Genomic DNA, 18,904 nt, shown 5'->3' on the forward strand with positions numbered 1-18,904 from the left:
CATCCGAAACTTTGTTTTCGATACGCGTCACGCCGGTGAACTGGATAGCGCTCCCAGGCCGTACCGACACCTGAACGCAGGCGGTGAGTACGGGAGGCGACAGGTGAGGCTGCAACGGAAGCACGTGTTGGCGGCGGGGGTGGCGGTGGTCGCCGCGGCGACCGTGGCGGTGGGCACCGGGCTCGGGTTCGCCGACAGCGGCCCGACCGGGCGCAGCGCCTGCCCCGGCTCCATCACATTCTCGGCGGAGGGCGGCGCGCCGGGCGCGACCAGCGACCGGTTCCCGGTCGGCACCCGGCTGCGGGTGACCAACCTGGACAACGACAAGTCGGCGGAGGTGACCGTGGTCGGGCCGTCCGGCAGTTGCGTGCTGCTCAACTCCGCCGCCATGGAGCTGGTCCGCGAGCCGGGCCGGAACGTCATCCGGCGCAACCTCGTGGAGCGCCTGGACGGTCCGGCGGCGCGGCCGGACACCGCAGCGCCGGGCGGGCCCGCCGACCGGCCAGGCTCGTTCTCCCCGCCGGCCGCCCGACCCGGCGCGGCGTCGGCCTGCCCGGGCCCGATCACCTTCTTCGAGGAGGCGGCCGGACCGGGCGCGACCAGCGACCGGTTCCCGGTCGGCACCCGGCTGCGGGTGACCAACCTGGACAACGACAGGGCGACCACGGTGACGGTGACCGGCCCGTCGGCGAGCTGCGTGCTGCTCAACTCCGCCGCGATGGAGCAGATCCGCGAGCCGGGTAAGAACCTCGTCCGCAACAACGTGGTCGAGGTGCTGCGCTGAGTCGCGCGGAGCTGAGCTGTTAGGAGGGGTCCCCCGCTATGCACGAGGCGTTAGCAGGGGACCCCTCCTTACACAAAGGCCGCGTCGAGGATGTCGAGCCCTCGGGTGAGGTCGGCGTCGGAGATCACCAGTGGGGGCAGGAAGCGCAGCACGTTGCCGTAGGTGCCGCAGGTCAGGGTGAGCAGGCCGGCGGCGTGACAGGCGGCCGAGATCGCCGACGCGGCAGCCGGGTCCGGGGTCAGGGTGCCCGGCTGCACCAGCTCCACGGCGAGCATCGCGCCCCGGCCGCGTACCTCGGCGATCCGGGGATCGCGTGCGGCGATGCTCCGCAGTCGGGCCGTCATGGTCGCGCCGATCCGCCAGGCGGCGGCGGCCAGGTCCAGCTCGTGCAGGGTCTCGATGGTGGCCAGCGCGGCGGCGCAGGCGATCGGGTTGCCGCCGTACGTGCCGCCGAGGCCACCGACGTGCACCGCGTCCATCAGCTCCGCCCGCCCGGTCACGGCGGCCAGCGGCAGTCCACCGGCGATGCCCTTGGCCAGGGTGATCAGGTCCGGCTCGACGCCCTCGTGCTGGCAGGCGAACCAGTCGCCGGTGCGGCAGAAGCCGGTCTGGATCTCGTCGGCGACGAAGACCACCCCGGCCGCCGTCGCCCAGGTGCGCAGCGCCGGCAGGAACCCCGGTGCGGGTACGACGAAGCCGCCCTCGCCCTGGATCGGCTCGATCAGCAGCGCGGCCACGTTCTCCGCGCCGACCTGCTTCTCCGCCATCTCGATGGCCCGGGCGGCGGCGGTGACGCCGTCGAGTCCGCCGTCCCGCAGCGGGTACGACATCGGCACCCGGTAGACCTCACCGGCGAACGGCCCGAACCGGTGCTTGTACGGCATGTTCTTCGCGGTCAACGCCATGGTCAGATTGGTCCGGCCGTGGTAGGCGTGGTCGAAGACCACCACCGCCGGTCGCCCGGTGGCGTGCCGGGCGATCTTCACCGCGTTCTCCACCGCCTCGGCACCGGAGTTGAACAGCGCCGACCGCTTCTCGAAGGCGCCCGGGGTGAGCGCGTTGAGGCGTTCGCAGACCGCCACGTACGACTCGTACGGGGCGACCATGAAGCAGGTGTGGGTGAAGCGTTCGACCTGGGCGCGTACCGCCTCGACCACCCGGGGCGCGGAGTTGCCGACGTTGGTGACGGCGATGCCGGCGGCGAAGTCGATCCACTCTCGACCGTCGACGTCGGTGACGGTGCCGCCCGAGGCGCTGTGCACGTAGGAGGAGATCACGCTGCCGACGCCCCGGGCCACGGCGGCGCCCCGCCGCTTGTGCAGGTCGTCCGAGGACGGTGCCGGCGGCACCGTGCCCGGCTCGGTTCCGATGCTCACCGGCTCAGCCCTCGATGTTGTGCATGACGTGCTTGAGCCGGGTGTAGTCCTCCAGGCTGTAGACCGAGAGGTCCTTGCCGTGCCCGGAGTGCTTGAAACCGCCGTGCGGCATCTCGGAGACGAACGGGATGTGGGTGTTCACCCAGACGCAGCCGAAGTCGAGCCGCCGCGTCATCCGCATCGCCCGACCGTGGTCCCGCGTCCAGACCGAGGCGGACAGGCCGTAGTCGACCCCGTTGGCCCAGCGCACCGCCTCGTCCTCGTCGGAGAACCGCTGCACGGTGATGACCGGCCCGAACACCTCGTCCTGGATGATCTCGTCCTGCTGGCGCAGGCCGGAGACGACGGTGGGCGCATAGAAGTAGCCCCGCTCGCCCACCTGCGCGCCACCGGTCTGCACGGCGGCGTGGTCCGGCAGGCGGTCGACGAAGCCGCGGACCCGGGCGAGCTGGTTGGCGTTGTTGAGCGGGCCGTAGAGCACGTCCTCGTCGTCCGGCCCGCCGGTGCGGGTGTTACGGGCCTGCTCGGTCAGGGCGGCGACGAAGTCGTCGTGCACGCCGGGGCCGGTGAGCACGCGGGTCGCGGCGGTGCAGTCCTGGCCGGCGTTGAAGTAGCCGCCGGTCGCGATGGCCTCGGCCGCCGCCGCGACGTCCGCGTCGTCGAAGACCACCACCGGTGCCTTGCCGCCCAGCTCCAGGTGGGTGCGCTTGAGGTCGGGGGCGGCGGCTGCGGCCACCTCCATGCCGGCCCGGGTGGAGCCGGTGATCGACACCAGTTGCGGGGTGGGGTGTGAGACGAGGGACCGGCCGGTGTCCCGGTCGCCGCAGACCACGTTGAACACGCCCGGCGGCAGGTACTCGGCGGCGATCTCGGCCAGCAGCAGCGTCGACACCGGCGTGGTGTCCGACGGCTTGAGCACCACCGTGTTGCCGGCGGCGAGCGCCGGGGCGATCTTCCAGACCGCCATCATCAGCGGGTAGTTCCAGGGCGTGACCTGGGCGCAGACCCCGATAGACTCGCGCCGCACGTACGAGGTGTGCCCGGCCATGTACTCGCCGGCCGACCGCCCCTCCAGCAGCCGGGCGGCCCCGGCGAAGAAGCGGAACTCGTCCACGGCCGGCGGCAGTTCCTCCTCGGCGGTGAGCTGCCGGGGCTTGCCGGTGTTGCGTACCTCGGCGTCGACCAGGTCGGCGGCCCGCGCCTCGACCGCGTCGGCGAGCTTGAGCAGTGCCTTCTGCCGCTCGGCCGGGGTGCTGTCCCGCCAGCTCTCGAAGGCGGTCGCGGCGGCCTTCATGGCGGCGTCGACGTCGGCGGCACCGGAGACCGGGGCCTGGGCGAACGCCTCCCCGGTACACGGGTCGATCAGGTCGGCGTAGCCGCCGTCGGCCGGCTCGACGTACTCGCCGTTGACGAAGTTGCGCAGCTTCTGCTGGTCACTCATGACTGGATCACTCCGAGGGGTCCGGGGGTCGCGCTGCGGCGGTTATCGCAATCTTCGTGCCATCTTCGCTACTGAATTCGCGGCAGACAAGGTCTAGCGCGACCGTTTCCGTGGGCGACTGCCGGGGTTACGCTGCGATACGTGGAACCCACCCCGTTCTTCGTCGCCGGCCGTCCCGCCCACGGTGCCGGTGAGTTGACCGTGCACCACCCGTACGACGGTCGGGCGGTGGGGCGTACCACCCTCGCCACCGCCGAGCAGGTCGAGGCCGCCGTGTCGGCGGCGGCCGAGGTGGCCGCGACCGCCGCCGAACTGCCCGCGCACGCCCGCGCCACGGCCCTGGACCACGTCTCGCGCCGGCTCGCCGAGCGGGCCGAGGAGGTGGCCGCGCTGATCACCGCCGAGAACGGCAAGCCGGTCAAGTGGGCCCGGGCCGAGGTGGGCCGCGCGGTCTCCACCTTCCGGTGGGCCGCCGAGGAGGCCCGGCGCTTCTCCGGCGAGCTGCAACGGCTCGACACCGACCCGGCCGCCACCGGCCGCATCGCCCTGGTGCGGCGGGTGCCGAAGGGCCCGGTGCTGGGCATCACCCCGTTCAACTTCCCGCTGAACCTGGTGGCGCACAAGGTCGCCCCGGCCGTCGCGGTCGGCGCGCCGGTGCTGGTCAAACCGGCCCCGGCCACGCCGCTCACCGCCCTGCTGCTCGGCGAGATCCTGGCCGAGACCGACCTGCCGGCCGGGATGTTCTCGGTGCTGCCGCTGCCCAACGACCGCGCCGCCGAACTGGTCACCGACCCCCGGCTGCCGGTCGTCTCGTTCACCGGCTCCGGCCCGGTCGGCGCGGCCGTCCGCCGGGCCGCGCCGGACAAGCACGTCACGCTGGAGCTGGGCGGCAACGCGGCGGCGCTGATCTGCGCGGACTGGGCGGAGGACGCCGACCTCACCTTCGCCGCGCAGCGGATCGCCACCTTCTCCAACTACCAGGCCGGGCAGTCCTGCATCGCGGTGCAGCGGGTCTTCGTGCACGAGTGGCTCTACGACGGCTTCCTGCCCCGACTGGTCGCCGCCGTACGGGAACTGCGGACCGGTGACCCGTCCGACGAGTCCACCGACGTGGGGCCGCTGGTCTCCGAGGAGGCGGCCCGACGGGTGGAGGCGTGGGTGGACGAGGCGGTGACGGGCGGGGCCGCTGTCGAGACCGGTGGCCGGCGGTCCGGGGCGACGTACCCGCCGACGGTGCTGAGCGGGGTGCCCCACCAGGCGAGGGTCCGGGCCGAGGAGGTGTTCGGACCGGTGCTCGTGGTGGACCGGGTCACCGACGACGAGGCCGGCTTCGCGGCGATCAACGACTCGGCGTACGGGCTACAGGCCGGCGTCTTCACCCGGCGTCTGGACGTCGCCTTCGCGGCGGCACGGACGCTGGAGGTGGGCGGCGTGATCGTCGGTGACGTGCCGTCGTTCCGGGCCGACCAGATGCCGTACGGCGGGGTGAAGGGGAGCGGGGTGGGACGGGAGGGGCTGCGCAGCGCCATGGACGACTACACCGACCCCCGGGTCACCGTCCTCACCGGCATCCGGCTCTAGACCCGGCTCACCAGGAGCCGTCGTCGCGTACCCGGGCCGGGGCGTGACCGGACAGCAGGGTGACCAGGGCGGCGTCGAGGTCCGCACCGAGGAACCATTCGCCGGCCTGGTCCAGCGCGAAGACGCGGCCCCGCTCGTCCACCGCGAGGACGCTGTGCTGCTCCTCGGTGCCGATCGGGAACAGCCGCGCCCCGATGACCGCCGCGAAGTCGGCGAGCGAGTCGGCGGTGTGCGCCACCTGACGCGGCCGCAGGTCGAACGGGGAGATCCAGACCTGCTGCCCCGGGCCGCGCCACCTGCTGGAGAGGTTCGCGAACGCGGCGAGGGCGGTGATCGCGGCGGGGAAGCCCGGGTGCTCGTGCGTCCGGCCGCGTACCGTGCGGACGTCCCGGAGGGTCGCGGTCGCCACCGCCTCGTCCCCCTGGTGCGGACGCCAGCCGGCGGCGCCGAGGGCGGACGCGACCTGCGGCGGGAACCGACCCGGGGCCGGGTCCGGTGCCGGGCCGGGCGACGAGGGCGTGACCTGGTCCCGGGCGGTGTCCGGCAGGACGGCGAAGTCCACCAGCAGGGTCAGGCACGAGTCGCAGGGCCGCTCGGCCGGACCGGCGTGCGGGTCACCCGGCTCGCGGACCCGGGACACCTCGGCGCGGGCCGGCGTCAGCAGACCCTTGGCGTCGCCCAGGCTCATCGGGGCGATGCCCTCGGCGGCGCGTCGGTGGTCGTAGTGGTGCAGCACGTCCGAGACGACCACCACCTCCGCGTGTCGTTCGGCACCACGGACCAGGTGCCCGGCCGGCAACCCGTCCAGGTACGCGTCGAGCAGCGGATGGTGGCGCAGCGGCAAATCGCCCTTTGCGCCCTGGGCGGTGAAGATCCGCCCCTCGACGGTGAGATGCGCGGTGACCGTCGGAGTGGGCTGCCGGTGGACCTCCCGCATGAGCTGACCGGCCGGGTCCACGGTACGCGGCACCGGTGGCCCGCTCGGACGACTGCGGCGGTAGAGCCGCTCGACCACGTCGGCCGCCACCCGGGGCCAGGTGCTCACCTCGCCGGTGTGCTTGTCGACCACCGTGGTCGGCAGGTCACCGGGGAGCGCCCTGGCCGGCGTGGACAGCGTGGAGGTGATGACGTAACCGAGGTCGAACTCGGTGACCGACGGTCGACACTCGTGCCCGAGACGTAACGAGTCGCGACGCGCCCACACCGCAGCGATCTGCTCGGCCTGCTCGCGGTCGATCACACCGGGAACTTACCGGAGGAGACCACTGTCGTGGCACTGCGTACGCCCGTTCTTACCGAGGGTGAGTCGTGTCGGGGCGCGGTACGGCATCCGACGACGCCTCGGCGTACCGGTGTCAGCGTGATGCGGCACACCTGCGGGGTGCTCGCCGACCGGTCGAGGTCGTGCCCCGGTAGTAGCCTGACCGCGGTCCCCCGTCAGGGGGAAGAACGGTGGGTGGTCATGTCGGTACGTCGCCACACGGCGCGCCTCGCGGCGCTCTGCGTGTTCCTGGGCGGCATGGTGGTGCTCGGCGGCTCGCCGGCTCACGCCGACGAGGACCGGGTCCGCGTCCGCGCGTCGAGCAGCTTCACCGCCGGCCGCTCGGCGCAGGGCGTGACCGTGGAGGTGCGCAAGCGTACCGACGGGTGTGTACGGGTCCGCAGCGCGCTGGGGCTGAGCCTGCCCGGCGTACGGGCCGACCAGGTCGCGGTGCAGGCCCACGTGGGCGGTCGCTGGGTGCCGGTGGGCGTCTCCGGCGACGCCGGCCTGCTGACCACCGCGCCGGTCGCCCCGGCCCGGGACGACCTCTGCGAGCGCAAGGGCGTGGCGCAGCGCTACCGGGTGGCCTTCGCCGCCGACGCGCCCGACGGTCGGCTGGTCGTCACCGGCGAGGCGAGCACCGCCCGTGGTGCGGTGCTCGGGCGGGACGCGGTGGCGTCCCGGGTGGTCGGCGGGCGGGTCGCGCCGTCGCCGTCGCCGTCCCGGTCGCCCTCGGCCTCGCCGTCGCCGACCCCGAGCGCGTCGACCGCGCCGGACCCGACCGTGGCCGTCACGCCGACGGTGGCGCTGGCCGCCGACGGACCGAGCGACTTCGCCCAGACCGCCAACCAGTCCTCCGGCGGCTCGCCGGTGATGTACTTCGGTATCGGCATGGTCGCCCTCGGCGTCCTGCTCATCGCGCTTCTGATCATTCGGTCCCGGAAGGACCGGCGGCAGCGTCAGGACCGGGTCGAGATCCCGCTACCGCGCAACCCGGGTGGCACCACCTACCGCTCCGGCGCGAGCCACGGCGCCGCGCCGGTGCCGCCGGGCCCCGGTGCCCCGCCGCCGGTACCGCCGGGTCCGATCGCCCCGCCGCCGGGCCGGGGCGTGCCGCCGGTGCTGCCGGGCCCGATGCCGCCCGCATCCCCCGGCCAGGTGTACGGCACCGCGCGACCCGCCGCGCCCCGCGTCTACGGCGCCCCGGCGTCGCCGCGTCCGTCCGGCGGTCTGTACGGCGCCCGGCCGGAGCCCGACGACCAGTCCCGCACCGCACCGCCGCCCGCCTCGGGGTCCGCGCTCCCGCCGGTGTCGGCGCCGCCCGCGTTCCCTCCGGTCTCGGCTCCGCCCGCGGTCCCGCCGGTGTCGGCACCGCCCGCGTTCCCGCCGGTCTCGGCGCCGCCGACGGCCACGCCGGTGTCGGCCCCGCCGGTGGCGCCGACCTCGGGCCAGACCGGTTCGGCAGCGGTGCCGGGGCGCCCCGAGGGCGAGGACGGGGACGAACCGGGACGCGGGCTCTCCGGCTGAGCCGGGACGGGGCCCGGCGCTCCGTTACGCTCAGGTGCGTTGACCGACCTGCGGCCGAGGAGTGGAACCGGTGTCTGATCTGTCCCAGATCGTGAAGGCCTACGACGTCCGTGGGACGGTGCCGGACCAGTGGGACGAGCGGGTAGCCGGTGCCCTGGGCACCGCCTTCGCGCAGATGCTCGACGGGGCCGGCCCGACCGGAGAGGCCGTCCTGATCGGGCACGACATGCGGGCCACCGGGCCCAAGCTGGCCGAGGCCTTCGCCACCGGCGTACGCGCCGAGGGCCGCCCGGTCATCGAGATCGGGCTCGCCTCGACGGACATGGTCTACTACGCCTCCGGTGCGCTCGGGCTGCCCGGGGCGATGTTCACCGCCAGTCACAACCCGGCGCAGTACAACGGCATCAAGATGTGCCACGCCGGTGCCCGCCCGGTCGGCCAGGACAGTGGGCTGGCCGAGGTCCGGGACCGGGCACAGGCCCTGCTCGACAAGGACGAGCCGCTCGGTGCGCCGACCGCGCCGGTCGAGCGTCGGGACCTGCTCGCCGCGTACGCCGCCCACCTGCGCACGCTGGTGGACCTCTCCGACATCCGGCCGCTGACCGTGGTGGTCGACGCGGGCAACGGCATGGGCGGGCACACCGTGCCGAGCGTGCTCGGCGACGCCGCGTTGTCGGCGCTGCCGCTGCACATCGTGCCGCTCTACTTCGAGCTGGACGGCACCTTCCCCCACCACGAGGCCAACCCGCTCGACCCGGCCAACCTGGTCGACCTGCAACGCGCGGTGGTGGCGCACGGCGCCGACATCGGGCTGGCGTTCGACGGTGACGCGGACCGCTGCTTCGTGGTCGACGAGCGCGGCGAGCCGGTCTCGCCCTCGGCGATCACCGCGCTGGTCGCGGCCCGGGAACTGGCCCGGCACCCGGGCTCCACGGTGATCCACAACCTGATCACCTCGCGGGCCGTGCCGGAGATCATTCGGGAGCACGGCGGCGAACCAGTGGTGGCCCGGGTGGGGCACTCGTTCATCAAGGCCGAGATGGCCCGCACCAACGCCGTCTTCGGCGGCGAACACTCGGCGCACTACTACTTCCGGGACTTCTGGTTCGCCGACACCGGGATGCTCGCCGCCATGCACACCCTGGCGGCGCTCGGCGAGCAGCCGCTGCCGCTGTCCACGCTGGCCGCCGAGTACGAGCGGTACGTCGCCTCGGGGGAGATCAACTCCACCGTGCGGGACCAGGCCGCGAAGGTGACCGAGGTGCGGGCCGCGTACCCGGACGCCGAGGTCGACGAGTTGGACGGGCTGACCCTGCGCTTCCCGGACGGGGCCTGGCTCAACCTGCGTGCCTCCAACACCGAGCCGTTGCTGCGGCTCAACGTGGAGGCACCGACCGCCGAGCGGATGACCGCCCTGCGCGACGACGTGCTGGCCGTGGTTCGCCGATAAGATCGCTCGCGCCGGTCGGCACCGTCGATCGGTGAAGCCGCGTACGTGGAAGGAGCCGCGCAGTGGCCCTCGACCCGCAGTTGCTGGAAATCCTCGCCTGCCCGGACACACACCATGCACCGCTCGACTACGACGCGCAGGCCGCGACGCTGACCTGCACGGAGTGCGGCCGGATCTTCGAGGTCCGCGACGACGTGCCGGTGCTGCTGCTGGACGAGGCGCGCGGCCCCGCGGAGCGGTCGTGATCGACGGAACGGCCGGCGTCAGCGGCCACCGCCACGCCGACGACCGGCTCCTCGACGATCCGCAGGCGCTGGCCGAACGGGATCCGGGCGGGATGCTGCGGCACACCGCCTCGGCCGGCGCTCAGGTCCGTGAGTCGGCGGCGCTGGCCGCCGAGGCCAACCTCGGGGTCCTCGGCGACGACGGGCGCCCCCGGGCGGTCGTCATCGCCGGCATCGGCACGGCCGGGCGTACCGGTGACGTGCTGGCCACCGTGGCCGGGCCACGCTGCCCGGTGCCGGTCATCGCACACCGCAGCGCGGGCGTACCCGGCTGGGTCGGCGCGGCCGACGTGGTGATCGCGATCAGCGCCTCCGGTCGCAGCCCCGAGGCGCTCGGCGCGGCCGAGGCCGCCCACCGTCGTGGGGCCCGGCTGGTCGCGGTGGCCCCGCCGGACTCACCGCTGCACTCGGTGGCCGAGCGGGCCCGTGCCCCGTTCATCCCGGTGCCCCGGCGGGCTCCGGCCCGCGCCAGCCTCTGGGGGCTCACCGTGCCGGTCCTGATGGCTGCGCGGGCCCTCGGCCTGGTCAAGGTGAACGAGGCGGACCTGGCCGAGACGGCGGCCCGGCTGGACGCCGACGCCGACCGGTGCCGCCCGACCGCCGAGTCCTTCGTCAACCCGGCGAAGTCGCTGGCGCTCGGCCTGGCCGGCTCGATCCCGATCGTCTGGGGCTCGTCGCCGCTGGCCTCGGTCGCCGCCCGCCGTTTCGGTGACACGCTCTCCGCCAACGCCCGGTACCCGGTGGTCACCGGGGCGCTCGGCGAGGCGGGCCGGGGACGGGTCGGTCTGCTCGACGGTGTGTTCGGCGGCCTCGCCGAGGGGGAGCGGGACATCTTCGCCGACCCGGACGTCTCCGAGGGCGGGGACACCCGGCTGCGGTTGGTCCTGCTGCGTGATGGGGGCCTGAACGCCGAGGACGACACCGACGAGCCGCTGGCGGTCGAGGAGCGACGCGCGGAGGCGGTCCAGACACTCGCCGAGCGCCGTGGCGTACGGTGCGACGTGGTCACCGCCGAGGGCGGCTCCGCGCTGGAGCGTCTGGCGTCCCTGGTGGCGGTTCCCGACTTCGCGTCGATCTATCTGGCGCTGGCGCACGGCCTGGACCCGATGGCGGTGCCGGCGATCACGGAGATGAAGGAGCTGTCCAACCAGTGAGCGAGCGCAGCGAGCGAGCCGGCCGGCCCGGCGGCCCGGCTCCTCGCACCGGTTGCCCACGCCGCGGGAGATCCGCAGCGTGAGCAGCCAGGGTGGCACACGGGCGATCGTCGCGGCGCTGCTGGCCAATCTCGGCATCGCGGTGACGAAGTTCGTCGCGTACCTGCTGACCAGCTCGTCGTCGATGCTGGCCGAGTCGATCCACTCGGTCGCCGACACCGGCAACCAGGCACTGCTGCTGCTCGGCGGCCGGCGGGCCCGCCGGGCGGCCACCCCACGGCACCCCTTCGGCTACGGCCGGGAGCGCTACGTCTACGCCTTCCTGGTCTCGATCGTGCTGTTCAGCCTCGGTGGTCTCTTCGCGCTCTACGAGGCCTGGCACAAGTGGTCCGACCCGCACGGCATCACCAGTTGGCAGTGGGTGCCGGTGACGGTGCTGCTGGTGGCCATCGTGCTGGAGTCGTTCTCCTTCCGCACCGCCATCGTCGAGTCGAACCTGATCCGGGGGCGGGAGTCCTGGACCAGGTTCATCCGCCGTTCCAAGGCGCCCGAGCTGCCGGTGGTGCTGCTGGAGGACTTCGGCGCGCTGGTCGGTCTGGTCTTCGCCCTGTTCGGGGTGGGCATGACGCTGGCGACCGGGGACGGTCGGTGGGACGCGGCAGGCACCGCGATGATCGGGGTGCTGCTGGTGGCCATCGCGGTGGTGCTGGCGATCGAGACCAAGAGCCTGCTGCTCGGTGAGGGTGCGGAACCGACCGAGGTGGCCGCCATCGAGCAGGCGGTCACCGCCGGCCCGGAGGTGGAGCGGATCATCCACATGAAGACCCTCTACCTCGGCCCCGAGGAGTTGTTGGTGGCCGCGAAGGTCGCGGTGTCGCGTTGCGAGACCGCCGAGGAGGTGGCCCGGAACATCGACGCGGTGGAGGCCCGGATCCGGGCCGCGGTGCCGGTGGCCCGGGTGATCTACCTGGAGCCGGACGTGTATCACACGAATGCGGGGCCGGCGGACGCGTCCGGTCGACGGGAGAGCTGACCGGTGGAACTGCTGCACGGACCGATCAAGGACTACGCCTGGGGCTCGCGCTCGGCGATCGCCGAGCTCCAGGGGCGGCCGGTGCCCAGTGACGGGCCGGAGGCCGAGCTGTGGTTGGGCGCGCACCCGGGCGCGCCGGCGACTGTGTCGCGCGAGGACGGTCCGGCCACGCTGATCGACGTGCTCACCGCCGACCCGACCCGGTGGCTGGGCCAGCCGGCGATCGACCGGTTCGGGGTACGGCTGCCGTTCCTGCTCAAGGTGCTGGCGGCCCAGGCGCCGCTCAGTCTCCAGGCACACCCGGACGCGGAGCAGGCCCGGGCCGGTTACGCCGCCGAGTACGCCCAGGCCGACGGTGCGCGCAACTACGTCGACCCGTTCCACAAGCCGGAGTTGCTGGTGGCGCTGGGGCCGATGGAGGCGTTGTGCGGGTTCCGGGACCCGGTGGTCTCGGCCAAGGCGCTGGCCGGGTTGGGCGTACCGGAGCTGCGGCCGGTGCTGGACGCGTTGAGCGCCGGGCCGGCGGGCCTGGCCGAAGCGGTCCGTACGCTGCTGACCTGGCCGGAGGCGGAGCGGGCCGGGCTGGTGACGGCGGCCCGGACGGCGGCGGTGACCGGCCCGGACGCCGACCTGGTGGCGATGCTGGCACAGACCTATCCGGACGACCCGGGGGTGCTGGTCGCCCTGCTGCTCAACCGGGTACGGCTGGCCGAGGGCGAGGCGATCTGGATGCCGGCCGGCAACCTGCACGCCTACCTGCGCGGCACCGGGGTGGAGGTGATGGCGGCCAGCGACAACGTGCTGCGCGGCGGCCTGACCCGCAAGCACGTCGACGTGGCCGAACTGCTGCGGGTGCTCCGGTTCGAGGTGCTCGACCAGCCCGTGGTGTCGGCCCGACCGGTCGCCGACGGGGTGGTGACCTGGCCGGTGCCGGTGCCGGACTTCGCGTTGCACCGGGTGACCGTGCGGGGCGACCGGCCCGAGGTGACGCTCACCGTGCCGGGGCCGCGCGTGCTGCTCTGCACCTCCGGGGAGGTCACCGTCGCCGACGGCGTCGCGCCGGTGACGCTCGGGCGTGGGCGGGCGGCGGTGGGGCCGGCCGACGGCGGTGCGCTGACGGTGCGCGGTGCGGGCGAGATCTACGTCGCCTCGACCGGCTCCCTCTGATTCCGACGGACCAGTGATCCGCGCCGTCACCCGAACCGGCAAGTCCGACTTTCCCGAAATCGCTTGACTCGCATCTGGCGCAGTGTGACTCTATGAGTGCGCAGCGTTATCGCGACGAAGGTCCGAGAACGCGCGGGGGAACCAAACCGGGGGGATGCACGGGGCGGGCGGGACTGGGCGGCACACGTCCACGACCGGCCGCCCCGTGTGCTGTCCGCAACCAGGCCGTCCCGCACCGGACAGCGCGCGTAAGGTGGGTGGTTGCGCAGCACCATCGTCCGACAGGAGCTTTCATGACCAGCACCCTCCCGGCGTCCGGCAACGGAACGTCGTCCGAGGCCCGCCCGCGTACCCTCGCCGAGGGCGACTACAAGGTGGCGGACCTGTCGCTCGCCGAGTTCGGGCGCAAGGAGATCCGTCTCGCGGAGCACGAGATGCCCGGCCTGATGGCGATCCGTCGTGAGTTCGCCGAGGCGCAGCCGCTCGCGGGCGCACGGATCACCGGCTCGCTGCACATGACGATCCAGACCGCCGTCCTGATCGAGACCCTGGTCGCGCTCGGCGCGCAGGTCCGCTGGGCGTCCTGCAACATCTTCTCCACCCAGGACCACGCCGCCGCCGCGATCGTGGTCGGCCCGGAGGGCACCCCCGACGCCCCGTCCGGTGTCCCGGTCTACGCCTGGAAGGGCGAGACGCTGGAAGAGTACTGGTGGTGCACCGAAAAGGCACTCGCGTGGCCGGACGGCTCTACTGGCGGTGACGGCGGAGCCGTCGGTGGCCCCAACATGATCCTGGACGACGGCGGTGACGCCACCCTGCTGGTGCACAAGGGCGCGGAGTTCTCCAAGGCCGGCACCGTGCCGCCGGTCGAGTCCGCCGACTCCGAGGAGTACGCGGTCATCCTCGGTCTGCTGCACCGCACGATCGCCGAGGACGGCGGACGCTGGACCCGGATCGCGGCCGACATCAAGGGCGTGACCGAGGAGACCACCACCGGTGTGCACCGGCTCTACGAGATGCACCGCAACGGCACGCTGCTCTTCCCGGCCATCAACGTCAACGACTCGGTGACCAAGAGCAAGTTCGACAACAAGTACGGCTGCCGTCACTCGCTGATCGACGGCATCAACCGCGCCACCGACGTGCTGATCGGCGGCAAGATGGCGGTCGTGCTCGGCTACGGCGACGTGGGCAAGGGATGCGCCGAGTCGCTGCGCGGCCAGGGCGCCCGGGTCGTGGTGACCGAGGTCGACCCGATCTGCGCGCTCCAGGCGGCGATGGACGGCTACCAGGTCGCCACCCTGGAGGACGTGGTCGAGCAGGCGGACATCTTCATCACCGCCACCGGCTGCTTCGACGTCATCACCAACGAGCACATGGCCCGGATGAAGCACCAGGCCATCGTCGGCAACATCGGCCACTTCGACAACGAGATCGACATGGCCGGTCTGGCCAAGCGCTCGGACGTCACCCGGGAGAACATCAAGCCGCAGGTCGACCTCTGGACGTTCGACGACGGTCACTCGATCATCGTGCTCTCCGAGGGCCGCCTGCTGAACCTGGGCAACGCCACCGGGCACCCGAGCTTCGTGATGTCGAACTCGTTCGCCAACCAGACGATCGCCCAGATCGAGCTGTTCACCAAGACCGACGAGTACCCGATCGGCGTGTACGTGCTGCCCAAGCACCTGGACGAGAAGGTCGCGCGGCTGCACCTGGGCGCGCTCGGCGCCAAGCTGACCACGCTCACCAAGGTGCAGGCCGAGTACCTCGGCATCAGCCAGGAGGGGCCGTTCAAGCCGGAGCACTACCGGTACTGACCGACACGTACCGGGCCGGGTCGACCTCAGGTCGACCCGGCCCGGTCGTTCGTCTGCGGGACGGCCGACTGCGTGGGACTTCTAATCCCACGGCCGCAGCGAGGCCCGCCCGGTCAGCGGGGCCGGTCCTGGCGGCGGGCGGGCCGGACCCAGGTCCAGACGCACCAGGCCAGCCAGGTCAGCGAGACCACCGCCGCCAGGCTGCGCAGACGCAGCGCGCTGAGCAGCAGCACCAGCCCGAGCACGGCCAACCACGGCAACAGACCTCTCATCACGGCCTCCCAGGTGCGTGCTCGACATCGGGCACCGGAGTCCGGTCGGACCCGGCGACCGTGGACGGTCGTACCGCCGGTCGGCTCTGGGCCGGCACCGGCGCTGGCGGCGGTTCCGGCGCCACGGCGTCCGGATGCCCGGGGGTAGCGGGCCGTGGCCACGGTACGCCGAGCGGCGCGCTCGCCGGGCCGGCTGGCCGGTCGGCCTCCGGCAGCAGGCCGAGCCGAGGCCAGAGCGCGGCGGTGAGCACCCGCTCCTCGGCGAGCCGGTGCCGGGCCCGCCGGTGCCGTTCGCCGAGCACGGCGGCCAGATAGACCGCCGCCGGCAGTCCGCCCGGTGGCGGCGGGGTGATCGCCGTGGAGACCTCCCGCCACAACCGCAGCGCCAGGTCGTCGGAGGCCGCACCGGTGAACAGGTGGGCCCGGGCCAGGTACTGCCGGGTGGCCAGGGCCAGCCTCGGGTCGAGCCGGCTCAGATCCAGCGTGTACGCCCAGCCCCGCAACGCCGGCACGGTGGCCGGGACCGGACGCCAGGACGTCGCGGTGCGGGTGTGCACGACCATGGTGCCCGCCACCAGGTCACCGAGACGCCGTCCCCGGGAGTCGCTGAGCATCACCGTCACCCCGGCCACCCAGGACAGCAGCGGCAGCACCAGACCGGGCCACTCGACGGCCACCCCGACCAGTGCCCGGGCCAGTGACTGGCGCACGCCGACCGGGGCGCCGTCGACACTGACCACCCGCAACCCCACCGCCGCCTTGCCGGGGGTACGGCCGTGGTTGAGCCGCTCGAACAGCACCGGGTAGCCCACCAGCAGCAGCACCAACCCGATGGTGAGCAGCGCCCGCTCGGTGGCCGCGTCGATCGCACCGTGCGGCAGGGCGGCCAGACCCAACCCGGCCAGCGCGACCAGCAGCAGCCCGAACAGCAGCTGGATTCCGACGTCGAGCAGCAGCGCGAGCACCCGGGAGCCGATCCGGGCAGCGCGTACGTCCAGCTCCACCGCCTCACCGCTGACCAACTCGGCGTCGCCCCAGGCCGGGGCGTTCCATGGTCGCGATGCTGCTGTGCTCACCCGCACAGTGAACACTATGATCGCGCGGACGGGGGTGGACGGTGGATCTCGACGCGTACGTCGCCGAGCACGGCGGCGAGTGGCGCCGGCTGGACCAGCTCTCCGGCCGCCGACGGTTGACCGTCGACGAGGTCGACGAGTTGGTCGCGCTCTACCAGCGGGCCACCACCCAGCTCTCCATGCTGCGCAGTCGCACGCCCGATCCGGCTCTGGTCGGCCAGCTCTCCCAGGTGGTGCTCCGGGCCCGGGCGCGGCTGACCGACCGGCCCCGTCCCTCGTGGGCGGTCCTCCGACGGTTCGCGCTGGTCGACTTCCCCGGTGCGGTCTGGCGCGCGGCACCCTGGTGGTGCGCGGTGGCGACCGCCTTCACGCTGCTCACCTTCACCCTGATCGGGTTCGTCGCGGACAATCCGGATACGGCGGCGGCGTTCGTCGGCGAGGCGGAGGCCGCCCACCTGGTGGAGTCCGGCTTCGCCGGCTACTACACCGAGTTCTCCGCGCCGACCTTCGCCTTCCACCTGTGGACGCACAACGCCTGGCTGGCCGCCAAGTGCCTGGCCGCGGGCGTGCTGATCGTCCCGGTGGTGTACCTGCTGTGGCAGAACGTGGTGAACATCGGCGTGGTCGGCGGCGTGATGGTCGGGTACGGCCGGGCGGACGTCTTCTTCGGCCTGATCACCCCGCACGGGCTGCTGGAACTGACCGGGGTGTTCGTGGCCGCCGGGGTCGGGCTGCGCCTCGGGTGGGCGTGGATCGCGCCGCCGGAGCAGCTCACCCGGGGGCAGGCGGTGGCCCGGGCGGGGCGCGACGGTGTGGTGGTCGCGCTCGGTCTGGTGGTGGTCTTCGCGATCTCGGCGGTGATCGAGGCGTTCGTCACCCCCGCTCCGGTGCCGGTGGCCCTGCGCATCGCCGTCGGCGTCGCCGCCTGGCTCGCCTTCCTGGCGTACGTCTTCCTGCTCGGCTCCCGGGCCAGGGGCGACGGTGGCGACGCGTCGGGTCAGAGTTGGCCGGTGAACTTGAGCCGCAGGTAGGCGTCGGTCAGCGCGGAGGCGAGCCGTGGCGCGGGGGCGTCGATGACGGTGACGTCGTGGCCGGCCAGGGCGGCCGTGAGCCGGTCTCGTTCGGCGAGCGTCCGCCAGGCGGCGGCGGCCGCGTAGGCGTCCTCGACCCGCCGGGGCTCTCCGGTGGCGAGCGTGGACAGCACCGGGTCCTGGGCCGCCGCCACCACCACCCGGTGGCGGGCGGCCAGCCGGGGCAGCACCGGCAGCAGACCCTCGCCGAGGGCGCCGGGCTCCAGCGCGGTGAGCAGGACGACCAGGCTCCGTGGGCGGTGTCGGCGCAGCAGTTCGCCCGCGATCAGGCGGAAGTCGGTCTCCACCAGGGCGGGTTGCAGCGGTGCCAGCGCGTGCGCCAGTCGGCTCCACTGTACCGGTCGCTCCGCGCCGCTGACCGACGCCCGGGGCACCGCGTCGGCGGCGAACACGTCGACCCGGTCGCCGGCCCGGGTGGCCAGCGCGGTGAGCAGCAGCGCCGCCTCGATCGAGGTGTCCAGGCGCGGCTCGTCCCCGAGGCGCACCGCCGACGTACGCCCAGTGTCCAGCACGCACACCACCCGTCGGTCCCGTTCGGGACGCCAGGTCCGCACCAGCACCTCGCCCCGCCGGGCGGTGGCCCGCCAGTCGACGGACCGTACGTCGTCGCCGGGCACGTACTCGCGCAGCGTGTCGAACTCGGTGCCCGCGCCGCGTCCCCGGCCGACCTGGCGACCGTCGATGACCCGCAGCCGGGCCAGCTTCTCGGGCAGGTGCCGCCGCGAGTCGAAGCGGGGCAGCACCCGCAGGGTCCACGGCGGTGTCGCCGGTCGACCGCTCCGCTGCCGGAACGCCAGCCCGAGCGGCCCGAACGAGCGGACCGTCAGCGCCACGGCGGGCCGGTCGCCCCGGCGGGTCGGGGTGAGTCGGCTGGGCAGCGCCACCACCGTGCCGGGGGCGACCTGCACCGCGCGGCTCGGCGGCACGTCGGGTCGGGCCCCGGCCGACGGCACCCAGGCGTCGCGGATCTGGGCCCGCAGCGGCCGACCGGAGAGGTTGCCCAGGTGCAGCACGACGGTGGCGGTCCCGCCGAGTCGGACGGTCCGTTCGCCGTCCCGCGCGGTGGTGAGCGACCGCAGCGGCGCGGCGAGCGCGAGGTCCACGACGAGCAGCAGCAGGACCGCGCCGACCATCACCGCCACCCCGACGAAGGGGGCCGGCCACAGCGGCAGGGTCAGCGCGCCCACCGCGAGCAGCGCCGCCGCCCGCCAGGTCATCGTGGGGTCGGCACGGTGGCCAGCACCGTGTCCAGCACGGCGTCGACCGCGACGCCCTCCAGCTCGGCCTCGGGGCGCAGCCGGAGCCGGTGCCGCAGGGTGGGTCGGGCCATCGCCTTCACGTCGTCGGGCACCACGTGGTCGCGACCGCTGAGCCAGGCCCACGCCTTGGCGGCACCGAGCAGGCCGGTGGCGCCACGGGGTGAGGCGCCCAGTTCCAGCGCGGGTACGGCCCGGGTGGCCCGGCACAGGTCGACGACGTAGCCGAGCAGCGGTTCGGCGACGTGCACCCGGCTGACCGCCGCGCGCGCCGTGGCGAGGTCGGCGGCGCCGGCCACCGGGCCCACACCGACGCCGGCCAGGTCGCCCG

Annotated in this window: 17 protein-coding genes; 10 read left to right on the top strand and 7 right to left on the bottom strand. The window is 73.7% G+C overall.

Features of this window, described 5'->3' with window-relative positions:
* Positions 1-103: 103 nt before the first annotated feature.
* Positions 104-784, top strand: coding sequence for a hypothetical protein (locus tag ACWDVW_RS26590; protein ID WP_449953961.1), 681 nt, complete (start codon positions 104-106; stop codon positions 782-784).
* Between the two features lie 68 nt (positions 785-852).
* On the opposite strand, the gene gabT is transcribed toward ACWDVW_RS26590, so the two are convergent.
* Together gabT and ACWDVW_RS26600 are read right to left on the bottom strand one after the other, a co-directional pair.
* On the bottom strand, positions 853-2,160 hold the full coding sequence (gene gabT / locus ACWDVW_RS26595; RefSeq protein ID WP_449953964.1) for a 4-aminobutyrate--2-oxoglutarate transaminase: 1,308 nt from the start codon (positions 2,158-2,160) through the stop codon (positions 853-855).
* A gap of 4 nt (positions 2,161-2,164) precedes the next feature.
* Positions 2,165-3,601, bottom strand: coding sequence for a gamma-aminobutyraldehyde dehydrogenase (locus tag ACWDVW_RS26600; protein ID WP_449953967.1), 1,437 nt, complete (start codon positions 3,599-3,601; stop codon positions 2,165-2,167).
* 141 nt (positions 3,602-3,742) lie between these two features.
* On the opposite strand from ACWDVW_RS26600, the gene ACWDVW_RS26605 reads away from it, so the two are divergent.
* Complete coding sequence (locus ACWDVW_RS26605; RefSeq protein ID WP_449953970.1) at positions 3,743-5,182, top strand: aldehyde dehydrogenase family protein; 1,440 nt, start codon at positions 3,743-3,745, stop codon at positions 5,180-5,182.
* 7 nt (positions 5,183-5,189) lie between these two features.
* Here the strand turns inward: ACWDVW_RS26605 and ACWDVW_RS26610 are convergent, their stop codons facing one another.
* The gene (locus tag ACWDVW_RS26610; protein ID WP_449953971.1) at positions 5,190-6,422 is read right to left on the bottom strand and encodes an SUKH-3 domain-containing protein; all 1,233 of its coding nucleotides are present in this window, start codon (positions 6,420-6,422) and stop codon (positions 5,190-5,192) included.
* A gap of 222 nt (positions 6,423-6,644) precedes the next feature.
* Between ACWDVW_RS26610 and ACWDVW_RS26615 the strand changes: the two genes are divergently transcribed.
* The 7 genes from ACWDVW_RS26615 (at position 6,645) to ahcY (ending at position 14,878) form a co-directional block, all read left to right on the top strand.
* On the top strand, positions 6,645-7,970 hold the full coding sequence (locus ACWDVW_RS26615; protein WP_449953974.1) for a hypothetical protein: 1,326 nt from the start codon (positions 6,645-6,647) through the stop codon (positions 7,968-7,970).
* Positions 7,971-8,040: 70 nt separating this feature from the next.
* Entirely contained in the window at positions 8,041-9,420 is a 1,380-nt protein-coding gene (locus tag ACWDVW_RS26620; RefSeq protein WP_449953977.1) for a phosphomannomutase/phosphoglucomutase, read from the top strand.
* 62 nt (positions 9,421-9,482) lie between these two features.
* Positions 9,483-9,665 carry a Trm112 family protein gene (locus ACWDVW_RS26625; protein ID WP_350698830.1) on the top strand — a complete coding sequence of 61 codons (183 nt, stop codon included), beginning with the start codon at positions 9,483-9,485 and terminating at the stop codon, positions 9,663-9,665.
* The gene (locus tag ACWDVW_RS26630; RefSeq protein ID WP_449953981.1) at positions 9,662-10,858 is read left to right on the top strand and encodes an SIS domain-containing protein; all 1,197 of its coding nucleotides are present in this window, start codon (positions 9,662-9,664) and stop codon (positions 10,856-10,858) included. The genes ACWDVW_RS26625 and ACWDVW_RS26630 overlap by 4 nt, the downstream gene beginning before the upstream one ends.
* A gap of 79 nt (positions 10,859-10,937) precedes the next feature.
* Positions 10,938-11,891 (top strand): cation diffusion facilitator family transporter, encoded by a 954-nt coding sequence (locus ACWDVW_RS26635; protein WP_449953984.1) that lies wholly within the window; start codon positions 10,938-10,940, stop codon positions 11,889-11,891.
* 3 nt (positions 11,892-11,894) lie between these two features.
* A complete protein-coding gene (manA, locus tag ACWDVW_RS26640) occupies positions 11,895-13,058 on the top strand; it encodes a mannose-6-phosphate isomerase, class I (RefSeq protein ID WP_449953987.1) in 1,164 nt (387 codons plus the stop codon).
* Positions 13,059-13,351: 293 nt separating this feature from the next.
* On the top strand, positions 13,352-14,878 hold the full coding sequence (gene ahcY, locus ACWDVW_RS26645) for an adenosylhomocysteinase (RefSeq protein WP_449953990.1): 1,527 nt from the start codon (positions 13,352-13,354) through the stop codon (positions 14,876-14,878).
* Positions 14,879-14,991: 113 nt separating this feature from the next.
* On the opposite strand, the gene ACWDVW_RS26650 is transcribed toward ahcY, so the two are convergent.
* Complete coding sequence (locus tag ACWDVW_RS26650; protein WP_449953992.1) at positions 14,992-15,150, bottom strand: hypothetical protein; 159 nt, start codon at positions 15,148-15,150, stop codon at positions 14,992-14,994.
* Positions 15,150-16,226, bottom strand: a complete 1,077-nt coding sequence (locus ACWDVW_RS26655; protein ID WP_449953994.1) for an RDD family protein — start codon at positions 16,224-16,226, stop codon at positions 15,150-15,152. The genes ACWDVW_RS26650 and ACWDVW_RS26655 overlap by 1 nt, the downstream gene beginning before the upstream one ends.
* Before the next feature lie 41 nt (positions 16,227-16,267).
* On the opposite strand from ACWDVW_RS26655, the gene ACWDVW_RS26660 reads away from it, so the two are divergent.
* A complete protein-coding gene (locus tag ACWDVW_RS26660) occupies positions 16,268-17,257 on the top strand; it encodes a stage II sporulation protein M (RefSeq protein ID WP_449953996.1) in 990 nt (329 codons plus the stop codon).
* Here ACWDVW_RS26660 and ACWDVW_RS26665 read toward each other — a convergent pair.
* Positions 17,224-18,534, bottom strand: a complete 1,311-nt coding sequence (locus ACWDVW_RS26665) for a DUF58 domain-containing protein (protein WP_449953999.1) — start codon at positions 18,532-18,534, stop codon at positions 17,224-17,226. The two genes, ACWDVW_RS26660 and ACWDVW_RS26665, sit on opposite strands and share 34 nt — an antisense overlap.
* A partial coding sequence (locus ACWDVW_RS26670; protein WP_449954001.1) for an AAA family ATPase occupies positions 18,531-18,904 on the bottom strand: 374 nt, incomplete at its 5' end. The genes ACWDVW_RS26670 and ACWDVW_RS26665, both read right to left, overlap by 4 nt.

This window comes from Micromonospora sp. NPDC003241, from assembly GCF_053589795.1.

Excerpts from the sequence above, each read along its gene's own strand:
- ACWDVW_RS26600 (WP_449953967.1), bottom strand. The coding sequence starts at position 3,601 with ATGAGTGACCAGCAGAAGCTGCGCAACTTCGTCAACGGCGAGTACGTC.
- ACWDVW_RS26615 (WP_449953974.1), top strand. The coding sequence starts at position 6,645 with ATGTCGGTACGTCGCCACACGGCGCGCCTCGCGGCGCTCTGCGTGTTC.
- ahcY (WP_449953990.1), top strand. The coding sequence starts at position 13,352 with ATGACCAGCACCCTCCCGGCGTCCGGCAACGGAACGTCGTCCGAGGCC.
- ACWDVW_RS26650 (WP_449953992.1), bottom strand. The coding sequence starts at position 15,150 with ATGAGAGGTCTGTTGCCGTGGTTGGCCGTGCTCGGGCTGGTGCTGCTG.
- ACWDVW_RS26665 (WP_449953999.1), bottom strand. The coding sequence starts at position 18,534 with ATGACCTGGCGGGCGGCGGCGCTGCTCGCGGTGGGCGCGCTGACCCTG.